Source organism: Acidimicrobiales bacterium, assembly GCA_035540975.1.
GTDB lineage: Bacteria > Actinomycetota > Acidimicrobiia > Acidimicrobiales.
The window spans coordinates 1-18,951 of sequence record DATLFN010000171.1 but is presented as its reverse complement, the minus strand read 5'-3'; the positions used below and the strand labels follow the sequence as shown (position 1 = coordinate 18,951).

The following is an 18,951-nucleotide window of genomic DNA, read 5'->3' as shown; positions in this document are numbered from 1 at the left end:
CCACGCCCGTCGCCCCTGCCGTGCTCACTCCTCCTCGCCCTCTGTGCTCGACCCGATCACCCCGACCGCCTCGCCGATCAGCTGCCTCCCGGCGGCGACGGCTCGCCCGGGCCCTCGGCGGCGTCCGGCTGGAGCTCGTCGTCCCACTCGGATCCGGTGATGCAGCCGAGGGCCTTGGCGGCGGCGACGGCGAGGGCCGTCTCGGCCACGATGGCATCGTCGTCGGCGCCCCCCCGGTGGAGGGCGACCGACCGCCGCCGGGCGGCGTCGAGCTGCCGGGACAGGGCGTCGGCTGTCTCGGTCAACGCGGCGGTGATCCGCTCCGACGTCGCCATACAGACGGAAATGGTACACGGCAAGGCCCGGGAGCTCTCCCCGGATGAGCCCGGCGGTTGACGTTGGCGAACACACGTTCGATACTGGGAGGCCCATGGCGCTCGCCTCGCCGCCGCTTCCCTCGTCGCCCCTCGGCGGCCTTGCCCAGTCGGTCCGCCCCGTCTCGCTGGGCGGGCGGCTGCTGCCGGTGTCGCCGCCGCTGGCCGGGCTGCTCCCCGGCGGCGGGCTGCGACGGGGGTCGACGGTGGCGGTCGTCGACTCGACGTCGCTCGCCCTCGCCCTGCTGGCCGGACCGTCGGCCGCCGGGTCGTGGTGCGCCGTCGTCGGCGTGCCGACCCTGGGGCCGGCCGCGGCCGCCGAGGCGGGCGTGGACACCGCCCGGCTGGCCGTCGTGCCGGCGCCCGGGCGGGAGTGGGCGGCGGTGGTGGCGGCCCTGCTCGACGGCCTCGACGTGGTCGCCGTGTGCCCGCCCGGGCGCTCGCTGCGGGACGGGGACGCCCGCCGCCTGGCCGCCCGGGCCCGCGAGCGGGGGGCGGTGCTCGTTCCCCTGGGGCGGTGGGACGGCGCCGATGTCCGCCTGTCGGTGGCGTCCTCGTCGTGGGAGGGCGTGGAGGGGGGGGCCGGCCACCTCTCGGCCCGCCTGGTCGAGGTGGTGGCCGACGGCCGGGGCGCGGCCGTCCGCTCCCGCCGGGGCCGCCTGTGGCTCCCCTCGGCCGACGGCCGGGCGACGTCGGCCGATGTCGGTCAGGCGGCGGACACGGGCGCGGGCCTGCGCGTCGCCGGGGGTTCGGCGGGATGAGCCTCCCGATGCGCTTCCGGCGGCAAAACGGGGCGCTATTCGCCCTTTTCTGCCGCCGGAAGCGACCCGGCCGGGCCATGAGCACCGACGGCCACGGACGGGGTCGGGGGCCCCGTCTCGTGGAGGAGGCCGGGGTCGGGGCCCCGGCCGGGCCATGAGCGCCACCCGCACGCTGGTGGCGTGGGTGGCGGACTGGCCGGTGGTCGCCGCCGGTGTTGCGGCGGGGGAGCCGGCCGCCGTGGTGTTCGCCAACCGGGTGGTGGCGTGCTCGGCGGCGGCGCGGGCCGAGGGCGTGGCCCGGGGACTGCGCCGGCGCGAGGCGCAGGCCCGCTGCCCGGCGCTCACCGTCGTGGAGGCGGACCCCGGCCGGGACGCCCGCGCCTTCGAGCCGGTGGCCGCCGCCGTCGCCGCCTTCGCCCCCCGGGTCGAGGTGGTCCGGCCGGGCGTGGTGGCGGTCGCCACGCGGGGCCCGTCCCGCTACTTCGGGGGCGACGCCGCCCTCGCCTCCCGGGTGGCCGAGGCGGTGTCCGCCGTCGTGGCCGACGGCGGCCCCACCGCCCGGGTGGGCGTGGCCGACGGCGCCCGCGCCTGCCGGGTGGGCGTGGCCGACGGCGCCTTCGCCGCCTCCCTGGCCGCCCGCCGGGGCGTGGTGGTGCCGCCCGGGGAGTCGGCCCGCTTCCTCGCCCCCTTCCCCGTCACCGCCCTGGACCGCCCCGAGCTCACCGACCTGCTGGTGCGCCTGGGGCTGTCCACGCTGGGCGCCTTCGCCGCCCTGCCGCCCGCCGACGTGCTCGCCCGCTTCGGCGGGGACGGCGCCGTCGCCCACCGCCTGGCCCGGGGCCTGGACGAGCGGCCGCTGGTCGGCCACGACCCGCCGCCCGACTTCGCCGTCCAGGTCGAGCTGGACCCGCCCGCCGTGCGGGTCGACACCGCCGCCTTCGCCGCCAGGGCCCTGGCCGACGAGCTGCACCGCGCCCTGGCCACGCGTGGCCTGGCCTGCACGAGGGTGGGCATCGAGGCGGAGACCGAGCACGGCGAGCACCTGGCCCGGCTGTGGCGGGCCGACGGGGCGCTCACGCCCTCGGCCATCGCCGACCGGGTGCGCTGGCAGATCGACGGTTGGGTCAACGCCACGTCGGGCGCGCCCGACCGGCCCACCGGCGGGCTCACGCGGCTGCGCCTCGTCCCCGACCAGGTCGTCCCCGACGACGGTCGCCAGCTGGGCTTCTGGGGCGGCGTCTCGGAGGCCGACGAGCGGGCGGCCCGGGCGCTGGCGCGGGTGCAGGGGATGCTCGGGCCCGAGGCCGTCGTCGTGGCTGTCGCGAGCGGCGGCCGCCACCCGGCCGAGCGGGTCACCCTCGTGCCGTGGGGCGACGCCCGGAAGCCGGCCCGTCCCCCCGATCCGCCATGGCCCGGGCAGGTGCCGCCCCCGTCGCCCGCCACCCTCTTCGCCCCGCCGCTGGCTGCCGAGGTGGTGAACGCGACGGGCGCGCCGGTGGGTGTCACCGGGCGGGGCGCCGTCACCGCCGCGCCCGCCCGGGTCTCGGTGGGCGGCGGCCGCTGGGCCGACGTGGCCGGCTGGGCGGGGCCGTGGCCGGTCGACGAGCGCTGGTGGGACGCCGCCGCCCACCGGCGCCGCGCCCGCTTCCAGGTCGTGGCCGGCGGTGCCGCCTGGCTGCTCGCCCTCGAGGGCGGTCGCTGGTGGGCGGAGGCGTCCTATGACTGACCACGTTCACTCCGCGATGGCGCGCCACCCCCTGGCGCGCCATCGCGAAGTGAAGTGAGCGGGTGAGCGGTCGTGGGCTGGCGCAACCCGCGCATCCCGTGGTCGGAGCTGGAGCGTCGGCTGTCCGACGTGCCCGTCGGCGCCAACGGGGGCGACAGCCCGGCGTGGTCGCGCAAGCGGCCGCCGTTCGAGCCGTCGGCGCCGCCCCGGCGGGCGTCGCCCCTCCGCACGCCCTACGCCGAGCTCCACTGCCACTCGAACTTCAGCTTCCTGGACGGGGCGTCGCACCCCGAGGAGCTGGCCGAGGAGGCGGCCCGCCTGGGCCTCTCGGCGCTCGCCCTCACCGACCACGACGGCATGTACGGCGTGGTGCGCTTCGCCGAGGCGGCCGCCGCCGTCGGCGTGCCCACCGTCTTCGGCGCCGAGCTCAGCCTCGGCCCCACCCGTTCACTTCGCGATGGCGCGCCAGCACCTGGTGCGCCATCGCGAAGTGGGCCGCGGCAGGGTGTTCCCGACCCCGAGGGTGACCACCTGGTCGTGGTGGCCCGGGACGCCGAGGGGTACGCCCGGCTGTGCCGGGTCATCAGCGAGGCGCAGCTGAAGGGCCGGGAGAAGGGCCGCCCCCAGTTCTCGCTGTCGGCCCTGTGCCAGGCCGCCGGCGGGCGGTGGCTGGTGCTCACCGGCTGCCGCAAGGGGCCCGTTCCCCGCGCCCTCGTCGAGCGGGGCCCCGCCGCGGCGGCCCGCACCCTCGCCGACCTGGTCACCTGCTTCGGCCGGGACAACGTGGCCGTCGAGCTGTGGGACCACGGCGACCCGCTCGACTCGGCCCGCAACGACGCCCTGGCCGAGCTGGCGGTGCGGGTGGGGGTCGACCTGGTGGCGACCAACAACGTCCACTACGCCACCCCCGCCCGCCGCCCGCTGGCCACCGCCCTGGCCGCCGTGCGCGCCCGGCGCAGCCTGGACGAGCTGGACGGGTGGCTGCCCCCGTCGGGCGCCGCCCACCTGCGCTCGGGCGCCGAGATGGCCGCCCGCCTGGCCCGCTACCCGGGCGTGGTCCAGCGGGCCGCCGAGATCGGGCGGGAGTGCGCCTTCGACCTCCGCCTGGTCGCCCCCCGCCTGCCCGACTGGCCGGTGCCGGACGGCCACACCGAGATGACGTGGCTGCGCCGGCTCGCCGAGGAGGGCGCCCGCCGCCGCTACGGGCCGCCCGAGTCCGAGCGGGTCCCGGGCGCATGGAGGCAGATCCGCTACGAGCTGGACATGATCGAGCAGCTGGGCTTCGCCGGCTACTTCCTCATCGTGTGGGACATCGTCGAGTTCTGCCGGCGTTCGGGCATCTACTGCCAGGGGCGGGGGAGCGCCGCCAACTCGGCCGTCTGCTACGCCCTCGGCATCACCAACGCCGACGCGGTCGCCCTCGGCCTGCTGTTCGAGCGCTTCCTGTCGCCCGCCCGGGACGGCCCCCCCGACATCGACGTCGACATCGAGTCCGACCGGCGCGAGGAGGCCATCCAGTACGTCTACGAGCGGTACGGGCGGGAGCGGGCCGCCCAGGTGGCCAACGTCATCACCTACCGCCCCCGCTCGGCCGTGCGCGACATGGCCAGGGCCCTCGGCCACTCACCGGGCCAGCAGGACGCCTGGTCCAAGCAGGTCGACGCCTGGGGCCCGCTGTCGCACACGTCCGACCACGACATCCCGGCCCCGGTGATGGACCTGGCCTCCCAGGTGCAGGGGTTCCCCCGCCACCTCGGCATCCACTCGGGCGGCATGGTGATCTGCGACCGGCCGGTGGTGGAGGTGTGCCCGGTGGAGTGGGGCCGCATGCCCGGCCGCACCGTGCTCCAGTGGGACAAGGACGACTGTGCGGCGGTGGGCCTGGTCAAGTTCGACCTGCTCGGCCTGGGGATGCTCACTGCCATCCACGAGGCGGTCGACCTGGTCGCCGAGGCGCACGGGGTCGACGTCGACCTGGCCGCCCTCCCCCAGGAGGACGAGGTCTACGACATGCTCTGCCGGGCCGACTCGGTGGGCGTGTTCCAGGTGGAGAGCCGGGCCCAGATGGCGACGCTGCCCCGCCTGCGGCCCCGGCACTTCTACGACCTGGTGGTGGAGGTGGCCCTCATCCGCCCCGGTCCCATCCAGGGCGGCTCCGTCCACCCCTACATCCGCCGCCGCAACGGCCAGGAGCCGGTGACGTACCTGCACCCGCTGCTGGAGCCGGCCCTCCGGAAGACGCTGGGCATCCCCCTGTTCCAGGAGCAGCTCATGCAGATGGCCATCGACGTGGCCGGCTTCAGCGCGGCCGACGCCGACCAGCTGCGCCAGGCCATGGGCTCCAAGCGCAGCCAGGCCCGCATGGAGGCGCTCAAGGGACGGCTGTACGACGGCATGGCCGAGCGCGGCGTCACCGGGGCGACGGCCGACGCCATCTGGGACAAGCTGGTGGCGTTCGCCAACTTCGGCTTCCCCGAGAGCCACTCGGTGAGCTTCGCCTACCTGGTCTACGCCAGCGCCTGGCTCAAGCACCACTACCCGGCCGCCTTCTGCGCCGCCCTCCTCAACGCCCAGCCCATGGGCTTCTGGTCGCCCCAGACCCTCACCGCCGACGCCCGTCGCCACGGCGTCACCATCCTCGGCCCCGACGTCAACGCCAGCGCGGCGAAGGCCACCCTCGAGCCCGTTCTGGCACCAGGAACCGGCATCGGGGTGTCGGTTCCTGGTGCCAGAAGGCACCGGGGCGACGGGCAACCGGCGGTGCGCATCGGCGTCGGGTCGGTGCGCACCATCGGCGACGACGTGGCCCGGCGCATCGACGACGGTCGTCCCTACACCTCCATGGAGGACGTGGTGCGCCGCTGCGGGCTCACGGAGCCGCAGGTGGAGGCCCTGGCCACCGCCGGCGCCTTCGGCTGCTTCGCCGCCGGGGTCGCCGCCGCCGCGGACGGTGGCGCCGTCCCGCTGGACCGCCGCCGGGCGCTGTGGGCGGCGGGCGCGGTGAGCCAGTCCCGTGCGGGGAGGCTGGCGGGGGTGGTCACGGGGGAGTCGGCGCCCGAGCTGCCCGCCATGTCGGCCCGCGAGCGGGCCGCCGCCGACCTGTGGGCCCTCGGGCTGTCGCCCGACTCGTCGCCCACGGAGTTCGCCCGCCCCGCCCTCGACGTGCTCGGCGTGCTGACCGCCGCCGCCCTGTGGGACGCCGAGCCCGGGTCGCGCGTGCTGGTGGGCGGCGTCGTGACCCACCGCCAGCGCCCGGCCACCGCCTCGGGGATCACGTTCTTGAACCTGGAGGACGAGACGGGCCTGGTGAACGTGATCTGCTCGCCCGGGGTGTGGGCCCGCCACCGCCGGGTGGCCCGCTCGTGCCCCGCCCTGCTGGTCCGGGGCCGCCTGGAGCGGGCCGAGGGGGTGATCAACGTGGTGGCCGAGCGCATCGAGCCGCTGGACCTGGCACTGCCGACCCGGTCCCGCGACTTCCGCTGAGCCGCCTCAACGGCGGCGGGCGCCCGCCAGGTACCAGGCGGACGACACGGCCAGCCAGGCGCCGTTGGCGGCTGCCGCCCCCGGTCGCCGGGCGGTCAGCAGTCCGGCGACGATGGCGGCCATGCCCAGGTGGTGGACGGCCAGCCACCGCCACCGCCGCTCCCGCACGACGGGGAGCCACCGGACCAGCACGGCCACCGCCGCCGGGTACCCGGCGCCGAGGAGCACCAACGACCGGGTGTCCGCGTCCATCCACCGAACCTAGGGCCTGCGAGTGGCACTGCCCGGGAAGAGGCGTCGCCTCTGCACTCACGTCGTCCACTCGCCGCTCCTAGGCATCGTTTCCGCCGGCGCCGCCGCGGGTAGGCGCCGGGCCTATGCCGGCGCCGGGCGACTTCACCCTCGGGGTGGAGGAGGAGTACCTGGTCGTCGACCCCGAGACGCGTGCCCCGCGCCTCGACGGGGACAAGCTGCTGGCCGCCGCCCGGGGGGAGCTGGGCGACCGCGTGCAGGCCGAGCTCCAGATCTCGCAGCTCGAGGTCGGCACCGCGGTCTGCACCGATCTCGACGACGTCCGGCGCGACCTCCACCGGCTGCGGTCGGGACTGGCCGCCGCCCTCGAACCCCACGGCGCGGCCATCGCCGCGTCCGGGAGCCACCCCTTCGCCTCCTGGCGCGACGTCCGCATCACCCCCGAGGAGGCGTACCTGCGCCTCGAGAAGGACTACCAGCAGCTCGCCCGGGAGCAGCTGATCTGCGGGTGCCACGTCCACGTCGGCATCGACGACCCCGAGCTCGCCATCCGGGTCCTCAACCGGGCCCGCCCGTGGCTGGCGACCCTGGTGGCGCTGGCCGCCAACTCGCCGTTCTGGATGGCGGCCGACACCGGCTACGCCAGCTTCCGCACCGAGGTGTGGCGGCGCTGGCCGACGGCCGGTACGCCCGACCGGTTGGCCGACCGCGCCGAGTACGACCGGCTGGTCGGCGACCTCCTCGCCACCGGCAGCGTCGACGCCCCCGCCCGGCTCTACTTCGACGTGCGCCCCTCGTTCCGCTACCCGACCCTCGAGTTCCGGGTGACCGACGTGTGCCTCGACGTGGACGACGCGGTCATGGCCGCCGGCCTGATCCGGGCGCTGTGCCGCGCCTGCGCCCGGGACGCGGCCGACGGCCGGCCCGAACCCGCGCTCCGCACCGAGCTGATCCGGGTGGCGACGTGGCGGGCGGCCCGCCACGGGCTGGACGCCGAGCTGCTCGACCTGTCCGCCCGCCGGGCGGCGCCCGCCGCCGAGGTGGTGGCGTCGCTGCTGGCGTACGTGCGGCCCGAGCTGGAGGACGCCGGCGAGTGGGACGAGGTGTCGGCGCTCGTCGAGCGGACCCTCCGGCGGGGCACCGGCGCTGCCCGCCAGCGCCGCGCCCACCAGTCCTCCGGGCGCCTGGAGGACGTCGTCGACTACGTCGTGGCCGAGACGGTCAGAGGGCGTTGAGGACGACGGTCAGCACGACCGACACGACGATCGAGACGACGAGCGGCCACCACAGGAACCGGCCCCGTCCGGGTTGACCCGAGCGCCTGGTCCACACGAACATCGACGCACGCCTTCCCGCCACGTCGTCGCGGCAAACGCGACGGGGTAGCGGGAGCCCGGACGGGGAAGGCTCCGGCCGGACGACAAGGAAGGTGGCGCCGTGCGGTTCGGGAGGGATGTCGAGCTGGACACCTCGCAGGTCTCCGACCGGCGTGGCATGGGGCCGCTGGCCGTCGGCGGCGGCGGCATCATCGGCCTGGTCTTCCTGGTCATCCAGCTGCTCGGCGGAGGCGGCGGGACGGGGGGGATCCCGCTGGGCGAGCCGCAGACCGACCTGTCGGCCGAGTGCCGGACCGGAGAGGACGCCAACCAGCGCGAGGACTGCCGCGCCGTCGCCGTCATCAACAGCGTCCAGGCGTTCTGGGGCGACAAGCTGCCCGGGTACCAGCCGGCGACCACGGTGTTCTTCAGCGGCGGGGTGAGCACGGGCTGCGGCCAGGCGTCGTCGGCCGTGGGGCCGTTCTACTGCCCCCTCGACCGCCGGATCTACATCGACCTCGGCTTCTACGACGACCTCCGCACCCGCTTCGGCGCCAACGGCGGGCCTTTCGCCGAGGCGTACGTGATCGCCCACGAGTACGGCCACCACGTCGAGAACCTGCAAGGCGTGCTCGAGCGGTCCCGCGACGGCTCGACCGGCCCCCAGAGCTCGGCCGTGCGGGTGGAGCTCATGGCCGACTGCCTGGCCGGCATGTGGGCCCGGGGGGCGGTCGCCACCGGGTTCATCGAGGAGCTCACCCAGCAGGACATCGACGACGGGCTCAACGCGGCGGCGGCCATCGGGGACGACCGGATCCAGGAGCAGGCGCAGGGCCAGGTGAACCCCGAGTCGTGGACGCACGGGTCGTCCGAGCAGCGCCAGCGGTGGTTCCTGAACGGGTACCGCTCCGACGACCTGGCGGGGTGCGACACCTTCGCCGCACCCACCGTCTGAGGGCGGCTGTCCGGGGGCGCGCCCCCCGCCCACCTAAACTGAAGGTTTCCGGACGTCACGAGGACTGTGGCTTCCAACGGTCGACACCGGGAGGACGCCAACGTATGGCCGGCCAGCGCAGCAGCTTCGGGAAGCTCCAACGGGACCGCGACAAGCAGGCGAAGGCGGCCGCCAAGCGCGCCCGTCGCCAGGAGGGCGCGCCCGCGCAGGACGAGGAGCCGGTCGAGGCGGCAGCGCCCCGCAGCGAGGCGTCGACCGCCGCCCTGCTCGAGCGGATCGCCGAGGTGCACGAGCAGTACGACGCCGGGACCATCTCCTACGAGCAGTTCGAGGAGACCAAGGCCGACCTTCTCGGCCGCCTCTCGGTCGAGTAGCTCGGTGCACGTCGCCGTCCTGGGGACCGGCATGGTGGGCCGCACCCTGGCCACCAGGCTGGTCGCCCTCGGCCACCGCGTCACGATGGGCTCGCGGCGGGCCGGCAACGAGGCGGCCGCCGCCTGGGCCGCCGGCGCCGGCGAGGCGGCCGCCGAGGGCTCGTTCGCCGATGCCGCGGCGCGGGGCGACCTGGTGGTCAACGCCACGGCCGGCACCGCCTCCGTCGCCGCCCTCGTGTCGGCGGGGGCCGACAACCTGGCCGGCAAGGTCGTGGTGGACGTGGCCAATCCCCTCGACGTCTCGGCCGGCCTGCCCCCGACCCTCTCCGTGTGCAACACCGACAGCCTGGGCGAGCAGATCCAGCGCCGGTTCCCGAGCGCCCGGGTGGTGAAGACCCTCAACACGGTGAACTGCGAGGTCATGGTGGACCCCTCGCTGGTCCCCGGCTCTCACACCATGTTCGTCGCCGGCAACGACGCCCCGGCCAAGGCCGACGTCCGGGCGCTGCTGGAGTCGTTCGGCTGGCCGGCCGACGACATCGTCGATTTGGGCGACATCGCCGGCGCCCGCGGCATGGAGATGTACCTGCCGCTGTGGCTGCGGTTCTGGCAGGCCACCGGCACCGGTCATCTCAACGTGAAGCTGGCCCGCCGGGCCTGAGACGCCCGGCTCCGGGGACGCACGGCCGGTCAGGCGCCGCCGGGGCCTCAGCACGCCGGCTCCGGGGACGCACGGTCGGTCAGGCGCCGCCGGGGCCTCAGCACGCCGGCTCCCGGGACGCACGGCCGGTCAGGCGCCCAGCTCCTCGGCCAGCTCCAGCCAGCGCTCCTCGGCCTCGCCCAGGCGGGCCTGGGCGGCGGCCAGCGCCTCGGCCGTGCGGGCCCGGGCCACGTGGTCGGCGCCGGCGTCGGCCAGCTCCCGCTCCAGGCGGTCCCGCTCGGCCGCCACCTCGGCCATCTCGCGCTCGGCGTTGCCCAGCAGTCGTCGCAACGTGCTGGGGGAGCGCCGCCGGGCCCGCCGGGCCGCGGCGGAGCCGGGAGAGCCGGCGCCGCCGGCGGCGGACGGCACCACGGGCCGCCCGGCGCCGCCGCCTGTGGACCGCTCGGAGCCGGGCGCCGGCGGCCCGCCCGCCGACACGCCGCCTGCGGACGGTGTGCCGCCGGGCGCCGACGGCCCGCCCGCCGACACGCCGCCTGCGGACGGTGTGCCGCCGGGCGCCGACGGCCCGCCCGCCGCCTCGCCCTCACGGCCGGGCGCCGTCGGGCGGAGCCCTCGTCCCGTCCCGGTGCGTGCGGCCCGGGTGCGGCGGGCCGCCTCGTACCCGGCGTAGCCGCCGGGGGCCATGCCGGCGTGACCGGCGCCGTCGAGGACGAGCACGTCCTCGACCGTGCGCTCCAAGAGGGCGCGATCGTGGCTGACGACGACGAGCGTGCCCGGCCAGTCGTCCAGGTGGTCCTCCAGGGCCCGCAGCGTGTCGAGGTCGAGGTCGTTGGTCGGCTCGTCCAGGAGCAGCACGTTGGGCATGGCGGCGAGCACCAGCAGCAGCTGGAGCCGCCGGCGCTCTCCGCCCGACAGCGTGGCGACCGGCGCCCACTGCCCGTCGGCGTCGAAGCGGAACCGCTCCAGGAGCCGCACCTGGTCCCACGTCGGCTGACCGGCCCTGCCCGCCACCGCGTCGCGCACGCGCAGGTCGGGGTCGAGGTCGGCGCCCCGCTGGTGGTAGTACCCGAGGCGGACGGTGGTCCCCCGGTCGACCTCGCCCTCGACCGGGGCCAGGCGGCCGGCGATCACCTCCAGCAGCGTGGTCTTGCCGGACCCGTTGGGGCCCACCACGCCCAGCCGGCCCCCCGGCTCGAGGTCGAGGTCGAGGCCGGTGAACAGGGGCGGACCGTCGTCGAAGCGGTGGCCGAGCCCGCGCAGGACGACGACCTTGTCGCCCAGCCGGGGCATGCCCGGGCCCCGACCGGCGGCCGCGCCCAGGTCGAGGCCGGACGGCCGGTCGCCCGGACCGCCCTCCACGATCGTCCTGGCCGCCGCCAGGCGCGCCTTGGGCTTGCGGGTGCGGGCGGGCGCGCCCCGGCGCAGCCAGGCCAGCTCGGCCCGGGCCAGGTTGCGCCGCACCACCTCGGCGGTGGCCTCCTGCCCGGCCCGCCGGCTGCTGGCCTCCAGATAGGCGGTGTAGCCGCCGTCGTGGACGTGGCAGCGGCCGCCGTCGAGCTCGAGCACCCGGGTGGCGACGCGGTCGAGGACGTGGCGGTCGTGGGTCACCAGCACCAGCCCGCCCTTGAAGCGCGCCAGTCGCTCCTCCAGCCAGGCGATGGCGTCGACGTCGAGGTGGTTGGTCGGCTCGTCGAGCACGAGCAGGTCGACGTCGTCGACGAGCACCTGCGCCAGGGCGACGCGCTTGGCCTGGCCGCCCGAGAGGGTGGCGACGTCGGCCCCCCCGAGGCCGCCCATGCCGAGGTGCTCGAGGATGGCCGCCGCCTCCCAGGACGGGCCGACGGCGCTGCGCACGTCGCCCGCCGCCAGGTCCGGCTGCTGGTGCAGGTGGCCCACGCGCACGTTCCGGCCCCGGCGGACCGTCCCCACCTCCGGCTCGTCCACCCCGGCGACGAGGCGCAGCAGGGTCGACTTCCCCGATCCGTTCGGTCCGACCACGCCGACGCGGTCACCGGTGGCGACGGTCGCCGAGCAGTCGGTGAACAGCGGCCGGTCGGGCCGGAACGCGCCGACCCCGTCCACGTCGGCGAGGATCAATGCCGGCGCCCCCCGGCTTGGCGGCCGGCCCTCGTCGCCCCCTGCCCCGTCGTGCGCAGGATGTCGAGGGCGCTGGCCACGACCCAGGCGTGGCCGGCCGTGAGGCCGAGGCGCTGGAACAGCCCCGACCCGGGCCCCGCCACCGTGGCCAGCAGCGACGCGCCGGACACCAGCCCGGCGGCGGCGGACAGGCGCGCCCACCCGGTGCGCCCCGACCGGGCCAGCGGAGCAGCGGCGGCGAGGGGCGTGGCGGCCAGGGTGGCGTAGCCGATGCCGGCGAACACGCCGTGGATGCGGTCGGGCGTGGGCGACCCGAGTGGGAAGGAGGCGACGCCGAGGGTGGCCAGGCCGGTGGCCGTGGCACAGGCCCATGCCGGCCCCGACAGGGTGGCCCGCAGGGCCGAGCCGTACAGCGGGAGCCCGGTGCCCAACGCCACCAGGCCGGCCGTCATCACGTACCGGTCGGGGGCACCCCCGGCGGCCAGCCGGCTGATGGCGTCGTCGACCGGTGAGTAGCCGGGCAGTCGGCGGCCCAGCAGCGCCCATGCCGTAACGAAGACGGCCGGTCCCACCACCCCGCCCAGGGCGGCCAGCCGGCGACGCTGCGGCGGGTGCTCCACCGGGCGACGGTAGCCTCGCCCGGTGACGACGGGGCCCGCACCGGCGCGGGCGCCGGCGTCGCTGTGGCGGATGCTGTGGCGGGGCGTGCGCCGGAAGTGCCCCCGCTGCGGGTCGGGCCGGGTCTTCCGCAGCTGGTTCGAGATGGTCGACCGCTGCCCGCGCTGCGGCCTGCGCTTCGAGCGCGAGAGCGACTTCTGGCTCGGCGCCTACGTGGTCAACCTGGCCGTCACCGAGGGGCTGCTCGTCGTCGCCCTCCTGGCATACGTGTTCCGGGCCGTCTCCGACCCGACCACGCCGTCGGCGCCGGTGGTCCTCGCCGCCCTCGTGTTCGCCATCGGGGCGCCGTTGGCGTTCTTCCCCTTCTCCCGCACCATCTGGGCCGCCATCGACCTGGCCATGCGCCCGGTGCCGCCCGAACCGCCCGAGGGCCCATGACCGAAGTGTCGTCCGGGTCGGGGAATGGGAACGGATGAGGGCGATGCCGCCCCGGGCACTGGCCACACCCGACACCACGTCACCGGTCGCGCCCCCGCTGCCCGCGCCGCGAGGGCCGCTGTCCGCCCACCTGCTCGACCACCTGGCCCGCCGGCCCGGGCCGCTGGCCCTGCCCCCGCCCGTGCCGGCGGAAGCCGACGTCCTGGCCGACGACGACCTCCAGCTCGCGCTCTACTGCTGCTACGAGCTGCACTACCGGTCGTTCGACGGCGTCGACGAACGGTGGGAGTGGGAGCCGTCGCTGCTCGCCCTGCGCCGGGCGCTCGAGGGCGCCATGGAGGACGCCCTGCGGGTCGCGGTCGGCCCCGTGCCGGTCCCCGGCGGCGACGTGGCGCAGGCGCTGGCCGACGTCATCGGCCGCCCCGGCGGCCCGTCGCTGTCGAGGTGGGTGCTGGACCGCGGCAACCTGGCGCACCTCCGCGAGTTCGCCGTGCACCGCTCGGCGTACCAGCTGAAGGAGGCCGACCCGCACACGTGGGCCATCCCCCGCCTGTCGGGAGGGGCGAAGGCGGCGCTGGTGCAGATCCAGCTGGACGAGTACGGGCGGGGCGTCGAGGCGGAGATGCACTCGACGCTGTTCGCCACGACCATGGCGGCCCTCGGGCTCGACACCCGCTACGGCGCGTACGTCGACCTGCTGCCCGGGGTGACCCTGGCGACCACCAACCTGGTGTCGATGTTCGGCCTCCACCGGCGCTGGCGCGGCGCCCTGGTCGGCCACCTGGCGGTGTTCGAGTCGACGTCGGTGGGCCCGATGGGCCGCTACGCCGCCGCCCTGCGACGGCTCGGCGTGGGCGGCGGCGCCGAGCGCTTCTACGACGTCCACGTGGAGGCCGACGCCCACCACGAGGTCGTGGCCGTCCGCCAGATGGCCGGCGGCCTGGTGGCCCAGGAGCCCGACCTGGCCGGCGACGTGGTGTTCGGCGCCCGGGCGCTGATGCTGGTGGAGGACCGCCTCACCCGCCACCTGCTGGCGTGCTGGGAGGGCGGGCGGACGTCGCTGCTCGGGCCCGTGCCCGAGCCGCCGACGGCCGGGGCCGACGGCCCGTGCCGGGACCGCTAACCCCCCTCCCGCTGACCTACGTCCTGCCGCTGCGGCGGCCGGCCGTGGCCGACGACGACCTCGCGGCCTACGTGCGGTCCCTCGCCGGGCTCGCCGAGGTGATCGTCGTGGACGGCTCGGACGCCGAGGTGTTCGCGGCGCACGGTGCCGCCTTCGGCCCGGCCGTGCGCCACGTGCCGGTGGACGCCGACCTGGGGGGCCGGTACGGCAAGGTCAACGGCGTCGTCACCGGCGTGCGGGCGGCGTCCCACGAGCGGATCGTGGTGGCCGACGACGACGTGCGCTACGGCGGGGCCGAGCTCGCCCGCATGGCGTCGCTCCTCGAGTCGGCGGACGTCGTCCGTCCCCAGAACCACTTCGAGCCCTGCCCGTGGCACGCCCGGTGGGACACCGCCCGCACGCTCCTGAACCGCGCCTTCGCGGCCGACTACCCGGGGACGCTCGGCGTGCGCCGGTCGACGCTCCTGAAGGCCGGGGGCTACGACGGCGACTGCCTGTTCGAGAACCTCGAGCTCATCCGCACCGTCGAGGCGGTCGGCGGCACCCTCCTCCATGCGCCCGACCTCTACGTGCGCCGCCTCCCCCCGACGGCCCGGCACTTCTGGTCGCAACGCGTGCGGCAGGCCTACGACAGCTTCGCCGTGCCCGGCCGCCTGGCGGGCGAGCTGGCGGTCCTGCCCGCCGTCGCCGTCGCCGTCCGGCGCCGCCGGGGCCGGTCGCTGGCTGTCGGCGCGGGCCTGTCGATGGCGGTCGCCGAGGCAGGCCGGCGACGGTACGGCGGCGCCCGGGTGTTCCCGGCCACGGCCAGCCTCATGGCGCCGGTGTGGATCGCCGAACGGGCGGTGTGCGCCTGGCTGGCGGTCGCCAGCCGGGTGGTGCTCGGCGGCGTCCCCTACGCGGGCACCGTGCTCGCCAAGTCGGCCAACTCCCGCCGCCGGCTGCGCCGGCGGCACGGCCGGGGGCGTCGGGGCCGGGCGTCCCGCCTGAAGGACCTGGCGGCCAAGGCCGTCACGGCGGTCCACGTGGCCGCCTACCGGGCGTCGGGCGGGCGCGTGGCCGGGCGCCTCGGCGGCATGCCCGTCCTCCTGCTCACCACCCGCGGCCGGCGGACCGGCCGGAGGCACACCGTCCCCCTCACCTACTTCCACGACGGCGGCGCCGTCGTGCTGGTGGCCTCCTACGCCGGGGACGACCACGATCCCGCCTGGTACCGCAACCTGCTGGCCGACCCCGAGGTCGAGGTCACCCGTGGCCGGGACCGCCGCCCGATGACGGCCCGGCCGGGGACCGACGGCGAGAAGGCGCGCCTGTGGCCGGTGATCGTCGCCACCTACGACGGGTACCGGCGCTACCAGTCGCGCACCGAGCGGGACATCCCCCTGGCCGTACTCACGCCGCGCTGACCGTTCAGGGGGCGGCGGCGAGGCGGCGGACGGCGGCGGCGGACTCGGCGTCCAGGGCCGCCTCGGCCAGGCCGCGCGCCTTTGCCAGCGACGTCGCCCGGACGGCCTGCTTCACCGTCGCCACCGCGTTGGGGCGCACCGAGAGCATCGTCACGCCGAGACCCAGGATGATGGGGATGGCGAGAGGGTCGGTGGCCATCTCGCCGACGATCTCCACCGGCCGACGGTGGACCTCCCCGGCGTAGGCGACCAGCCGGATCAGGCGGAGTACGGCGGGGTGCAGCCCGTCGGCGAGGGCGGCCACCGCCGCGTTCTGGCGGTCGGCGGCGAGCGTGTACTGGGTGAGGTCGTTGCTCCCGATGGCGAAGAAGTCCACCAGCGGGGCGAACGCCTCGGCCGTGACCGCCGCCGCCGGCACCTCCACGGTGATGCCCACCTCCACCGTCGGCGCCGAGCCGCTCCGGTCGACGAGGCGGTCGAGGCACGCCCGGGCGGCGCGCACCTCGTCCACGCCCGTCACCATCGGGAACATCACCTGCACGGGACGCTCGGCGGCGAGGCGGACGACCGCCCGCAGCTGCGTCTCCAGGAGGTCGGGTGCGGTGAGCGTGAAGCGCAGGCCGCGGTTGCCGAGCGCGGGGTTCGGCTCCGCCATGCCGCCCCATGCGGGGATGTCGGCGCCGAGGTCGAGCGTCCGCACGACCAGCGGCCGCCCGTCAAGGGCGTCCGCGACGCGCCGGTAGGCCAGGTACTGCTCGTCCTCGCCCGGTGGGTGGGGCCGGTCGAGGAAGGCGAACTCGGTCCGCAGCATGCCGACGCCGTCGGCCCCCGCGGCGATCGCCACGCGGGCCTCGTCGGGGCCGCCCACGTTCGCCACCACGGGGACGAGGTGGCCGTCGACCGTCCGCGCCGCGTCCATGGCCCGCGCCTGCGCCTCGTCGTCCCGTGCTGCCGCCGCCCGTTGCCGGGCCGCCGCCGCCTCGACCACCGACGGCTCGGGGTCGACGTGCACGGTGCCGGCTCCACCGTCGACCAGCACCAGCGTCCCCTCGGGGATGTCGAGCACGGCGGGGCCGAGCCCGGTGACGAGGGGGATGCCCCGGGAGCGGGCGACGATGGCCGCGTGCGACAGCGGTGCTCCCGCCGCCGTGGCCACCGCCCGGACCGACCCGGCGTCGAGCGCCATGACGTCGCCGGGGGTGAGGTCGCCGGCGACCACCACGCCGGCCGCCGGGGCCCTGCCGGTCGGCCGGACGACGGGCCCGGCGCCGGCACCGGGGCTGGTGGGGACCCCGACCAGCACGGACGGGTGGGCGCGCCTCAGCGCTTCTGGCCCTTGTCCTCTTCGCCCTCGACCACCCGGCGGGCCATCTCCCGCAACTCCAGCTTCAGGCGGTCGGCACCCCGGCACAGGATCTCCATGGCCGCCTGCGACGAGATCCCCTGGCGGCCCATCAGGATCCCTCTCGCCTGCCCGATCAGCTCCCGGGCCTCCATCACCTCCCGCAGGCGCGCCAGGCTCTCCTTCGTCTCCGCGGCGCGCAGGGCGACCGAGGCGTGGGCGGCGAGGATGGCTCCGACCGCCAGCGACTCCTCGGTGAAGGCCGCCGGCTCCCTGGAGTAGAGGTTGAGCGACCCCATGGTGTGGTCGGCGACGAACATGCGGAAGGCGACCATGCTGCGCACCCCGGTGGCCTCGACGGCGCGGCGGGAGAACCGTGGCCAGCGCGGGTCGGTGGCGAGGTCGTCGGCGACGATCGTCTGCTGTTCGCGGATCGCCTCGAGGGAGGGGCCCTCGCCCACCTCGAACTGGATGGCGTCGACGGTGCCGCCGGTCACGTCGCTCGCCGTCGGCGTCGAGAGCCGACGGTGGGCGAGCACGGTGACCACGGCGTGGTCGCAGCCGTCCACCGTGGGCACCGCGACCTCGCAGATCCGGGCCAGCGTCCGCTGGACATCGGGCTCGGCCAGCAGGGCGCGCGAGATCTCGGCGAACGCGGCAGCCAGCTGGCGTTGGTCCGTGGGCGCCGACACGACCGCGGAAGTGTAGGACGGGGCCGTTCGCCGGGCACAACGCAGGGCGCCGCGGATCGCCCGCGCCCGGCACGGAGACCGGTGGCGGGTTACGCCACCGATCGGCGGGGACGGCTGCGCCGAGGACGCGAGACGGGCGCCGGCCGGTCCGCGACCTGGGGCCGCGCCCGCACGAGCGGTGCCGTCGGGCCGACGATGGCGGTGATGCGCGCGTCGCCGGGGGTGACGGTGGCCGTCGCCGGCCGGATGCCCGCCTTGCGGGCGATGGCGTGCACGTCGCCCCGTTGCTCCGGGGTGACGAGCGTGACGACGGTGCCGTCGGCTCCCGCCCTGGCCGTGCGCCCCGAGCGGTGCAGGAACGCCTTGTGCTCGGCCGGCGGGTCGACGTGGACGACGATGCCGATGTCGTCGACGTGGATGCCGCGGGCGGCGATGTCGGTGGCCACGAGCACCAGGGTGGACCCGTCGCCGAAGGCGGCCAGGTTCCGCGCCCGGACACCCTGCGACAGGTTGGAGTGCAGCTCGCCGGCCGGGATCCCCGCCGCCGCCAGCTGGCGGGCCAGCTTGCGGGCGCCGTGCTTGGTGCGGGTGAACAGGAGGCTGCGCTGCTGCCCGCCCGCCAGCTGGCGGACGACGGCGGCCTTGTCCGTCGTGGACACGGTGAGGAGGTGATGGGTCATCGCCGCCTGCGGCACGCTGGCCGAGTCGACCGAGTGCGTGACCGGGTCGTTCAGGTAGCGGCGCACCAGGACGTCGATGCCGTTGTCGAGGGTGGCCGAGAAGAGCAGGCGCTGCGTGCGCGCCGGGGTGCGGTCGAGGATCCGGCGGACGGCCGGGAGGAACCCGAGGTCCGCCATGTGGTCGGCCTCGTCGATGACCGTGACGTGGACGGCGTCGAGAGCGCAGTGCCCCTGGCCGATGAGGTCCTCCAACCGGCCCGGGCACGCCACGACCACGTCCACCCCTCGGCGCAGGGCGGTGACCTGCGGGCCCATGCCGACGCCGCCCATGACGGTGACCACGCGCAGGCCGGCGGCGGCGGCGAGGGGAGCGATGGTGTCGGAGACCTGGGTGGCCAGCTCCCGGGTGGGGACGAGGACGAGGCCCCGCGGCCGCTTGGGAGCCGAGCGCCGGCCCGAGGCGGCCAGCGCGGCCACCAGCGGGACGGCGAAGGCGACGGTCTTGCCGCTGCCCGTGCGGCCGCGGCCGAGGACGTCGCGCCCGGCGAGGGCGCTGGGGAGGGCGGCCGCCTGGATCGGGAAGGGCACGGTGATGTCGGCGCGGGCGAGGGCGGCGCACAGGGGGGCGGGCACCCCCAGGGCGGCGAAGGAGACGG

At 76.5% G+C, this 18,951-nt stretch carries 17 protein-coding genes; 10 read left to right on the top strand and 7 right to left on the bottom strand.

What is annotated here, in order from left to right; genetic code table 11:
* Positions 1–77: 77 nt before the first annotated feature.
* The gene (locus VM242_16790; GenBank protein ID HVM06812.1) at positions 78–335 is read right to left on the bottom strand and encodes a hypothetical protein; all 258 of its coding nucleotides are present in this window, start codon (positions 333–335) and stop codon (positions 78–80) included.
* 95 nt (positions 336–430) lie between these two features.
* On the opposite strand from VM242_16790, the gene VM242_16785 reads away from it, so the two are divergent.
* The 3 genes from VM242_16785 to VM242_16775 all read left to right on the top strand — a co-directional run bounded on the left by VM242_16785 (position 431) and on the right by VM242_16775 (position 6,344).
* Positions 431–1,135: a hypothetical protein gene (locus tag VM242_16785; GenBank protein ID HVM06811.1), complete on the top strand. Its 705-nt coding sequence runs from the start codon at positions 431–433 to the stop codon at positions 1,133–1,135.
* A gap of 154 nt (positions 1,136–1,289) precedes the next feature.
* Complete coding sequence (locus tag VM242_16780; protein HVM06810.1) at positions 1,290–2,861, top strand: DNA polymerase Y family protein; 1,572 nt, start codon at positions 1,290–1,292, stop codon at positions 2,859–2,861.
* A gap of 72 nt (positions 2,862–2,933) precedes the next feature.
* A complete protein-coding gene (locus VM242_16775) occupies positions 2,934–6,344 on the top strand; it encodes an error-prone DNA polymerase (protein ID HVM06809.1) in 3,411 nt (1,136 codons plus the stop codon).
* Between the two features lie 6 nt (positions 6,345–6,350).
* On the opposite strand, the gene VM242_16770 is transcribed toward VM242_16775, so the two are convergent.
* Positions 6,351–6,596, bottom strand: coding sequence for a hypothetical protein (locus VM242_16770; GenBank protein ID HVM06808.1), 246 nt, complete (start codon positions 6,594–6,596; stop codon positions 6,351–6,353).
* A 125-nt stretch (positions 6,597–6,721) separates the two neighbouring features.
* Between VM242_16770 and VM242_16765 the strand changes: the two genes are divergently transcribed.
* The 4 genes from VM242_16765 to VM242_16750 all read left to right on the top strand — a co-directional run bounded on the left by VM242_16765 (position 6,722) and on the right by VM242_16750 (position 9,902).
* Positions 6,722–7,831 carry a glutamate--cysteine ligase gene (locus VM242_16765; protein HVM06807.1) on the top strand — a complete coding sequence of 370 codons (1,110 nt, stop codon included), beginning with the start codon at positions 6,722–6,724 and terminating at the stop codon, positions 7,829–7,831.
* A 202-nt stretch (positions 7,832–8,033) separates the two neighbouring features.
* A complete protein-coding gene (locus VM242_16760; GenBank protein HVM06806.1) occupies positions 8,034–8,867 on the top strand; it encodes a neutral zinc metallopeptidase in 834 nt (277 codons plus the stop codon).
* Positions 8,868–8,971: 104 nt separating this feature from the next.
* Positions 8,972–9,241 carry a hypothetical protein gene (locus VM242_16755; protein HVM06805.1) on the top strand — a complete coding sequence of 90 codons (270 nt, stop codon included), beginning with the start codon at positions 8,972–8,974 and terminating at the stop codon, positions 9,239–9,241.
* Between the two features lie 4 nt (positions 9,242–9,245).
* The gene (locus VM242_16750; GenBank protein HVM06804.1) at positions 9,246–9,902 is read left to right on the top strand and encodes an NAD(P)-binding domain-containing protein; all 657 of its coding nucleotides are present in this window, start codon (positions 9,246–9,248) and stop codon (positions 9,900–9,902) included.
* Between the two features lie 129 nt (positions 9,903–10,031).
* Here VM242_16750 and VM242_16745 read toward each other — a convergent pair whose 3' ends face one another.
* Positions 10,032–11,984, bottom strand: a complete 1,953-nt coding sequence (locus VM242_16745; GenBank protein ID HVM06803.1) for an ATP-binding cassette domain-containing protein — start codon at positions 11,982–11,984, stop codon at positions 10,032–10,034.
* An 11-nt stretch (positions 11,985–11,995) separates the two neighbouring features.
* Complete coding sequence (locus tag VM242_16740) at positions 11,996–12,619, bottom strand: DUF998 domain-containing protein (protein HVM06802.1); 624 nt, start codon at positions 12,617–12,619, stop codon at positions 11,996–11,998.
* A 22-nt stretch (positions 12,620–12,641) separates the two neighbouring features.
* Here VM242_16740 and VM242_16735 point away from each other — a divergent pair, with 22 nt between their 5' ends.
* Genes VM242_16735 through VM242_16725 form a run of 3 tightly spaced genes read left to right on the top strand, consistent with a single transcriptional unit; the run spans position 12,642 to position 15,581 of the window.
* Complete coding sequence (locus VM242_16735) at positions 12,642–13,055, top strand: DUF983 domain-containing protein (GenBank protein ID HVM06801.1); 414 nt, start codon at positions 12,642–12,644, stop codon at positions 13,053–13,055.
* A 43-nt stretch (positions 13,056–13,098) separates the two neighbouring features.
* Complete coding sequence (locus VM242_16730; protein HVM06800.1) at positions 13,099–14,178, top strand: iron-containing redox enzyme family protein; 1,080 nt, start codon at positions 13,099–13,101, stop codon at positions 14,176–14,178.
* Positions 14,163–15,581 (top strand): nitroreductase/quinone reductase family protein, encoded by a 1,419-nt coding sequence (locus VM242_16725; GenBank protein HVM06799.1) that lies wholly within the window; start codon positions 14,163–14,165, stop codon positions 15,579–15,581. Before VM242_16730 ends, VM242_16725 begins: the two co-directional genes overlap by 16 nt.
* A gap of 4 nt (positions 15,582–15,585) precedes the next feature.
* Here the strand turns inward: VM242_16725 and VM242_16720 are convergent, their stop codons facing one another.
* The 3 genes from VM242_16720 to VM242_16710 all read right to left on the bottom strand — a co-directional run.
* Positions 15,586–16,884: a putative PEP-binding protein gene (locus VM242_16720; GenBank protein ID HVM06798.1), complete on the bottom strand. Its 1,299-nt coding sequence runs from the start codon at positions 16,882–16,884 to the stop codon at positions 15,586–15,588.
* A gap of 17 nt (positions 16,885–16,901) precedes the next feature.
* Positions 16,902–17,615, bottom strand: a complete 714-nt coding sequence (locus VM242_16715; GenBank protein HVM06797.1) for a GAF and ANTAR domain-containing protein — start codon at positions 17,613–17,615, stop codon at positions 16,902–16,904.
* A gap of 89 nt (positions 17,616–17,704) precedes the next feature.
* A partial coding sequence (locus VM242_16710) for a DEAD/DEAH box helicase (protein HVM06796.1) occupies positions 17,705–18,951 on the bottom strand: 1,247 nt, incomplete at its 5' end.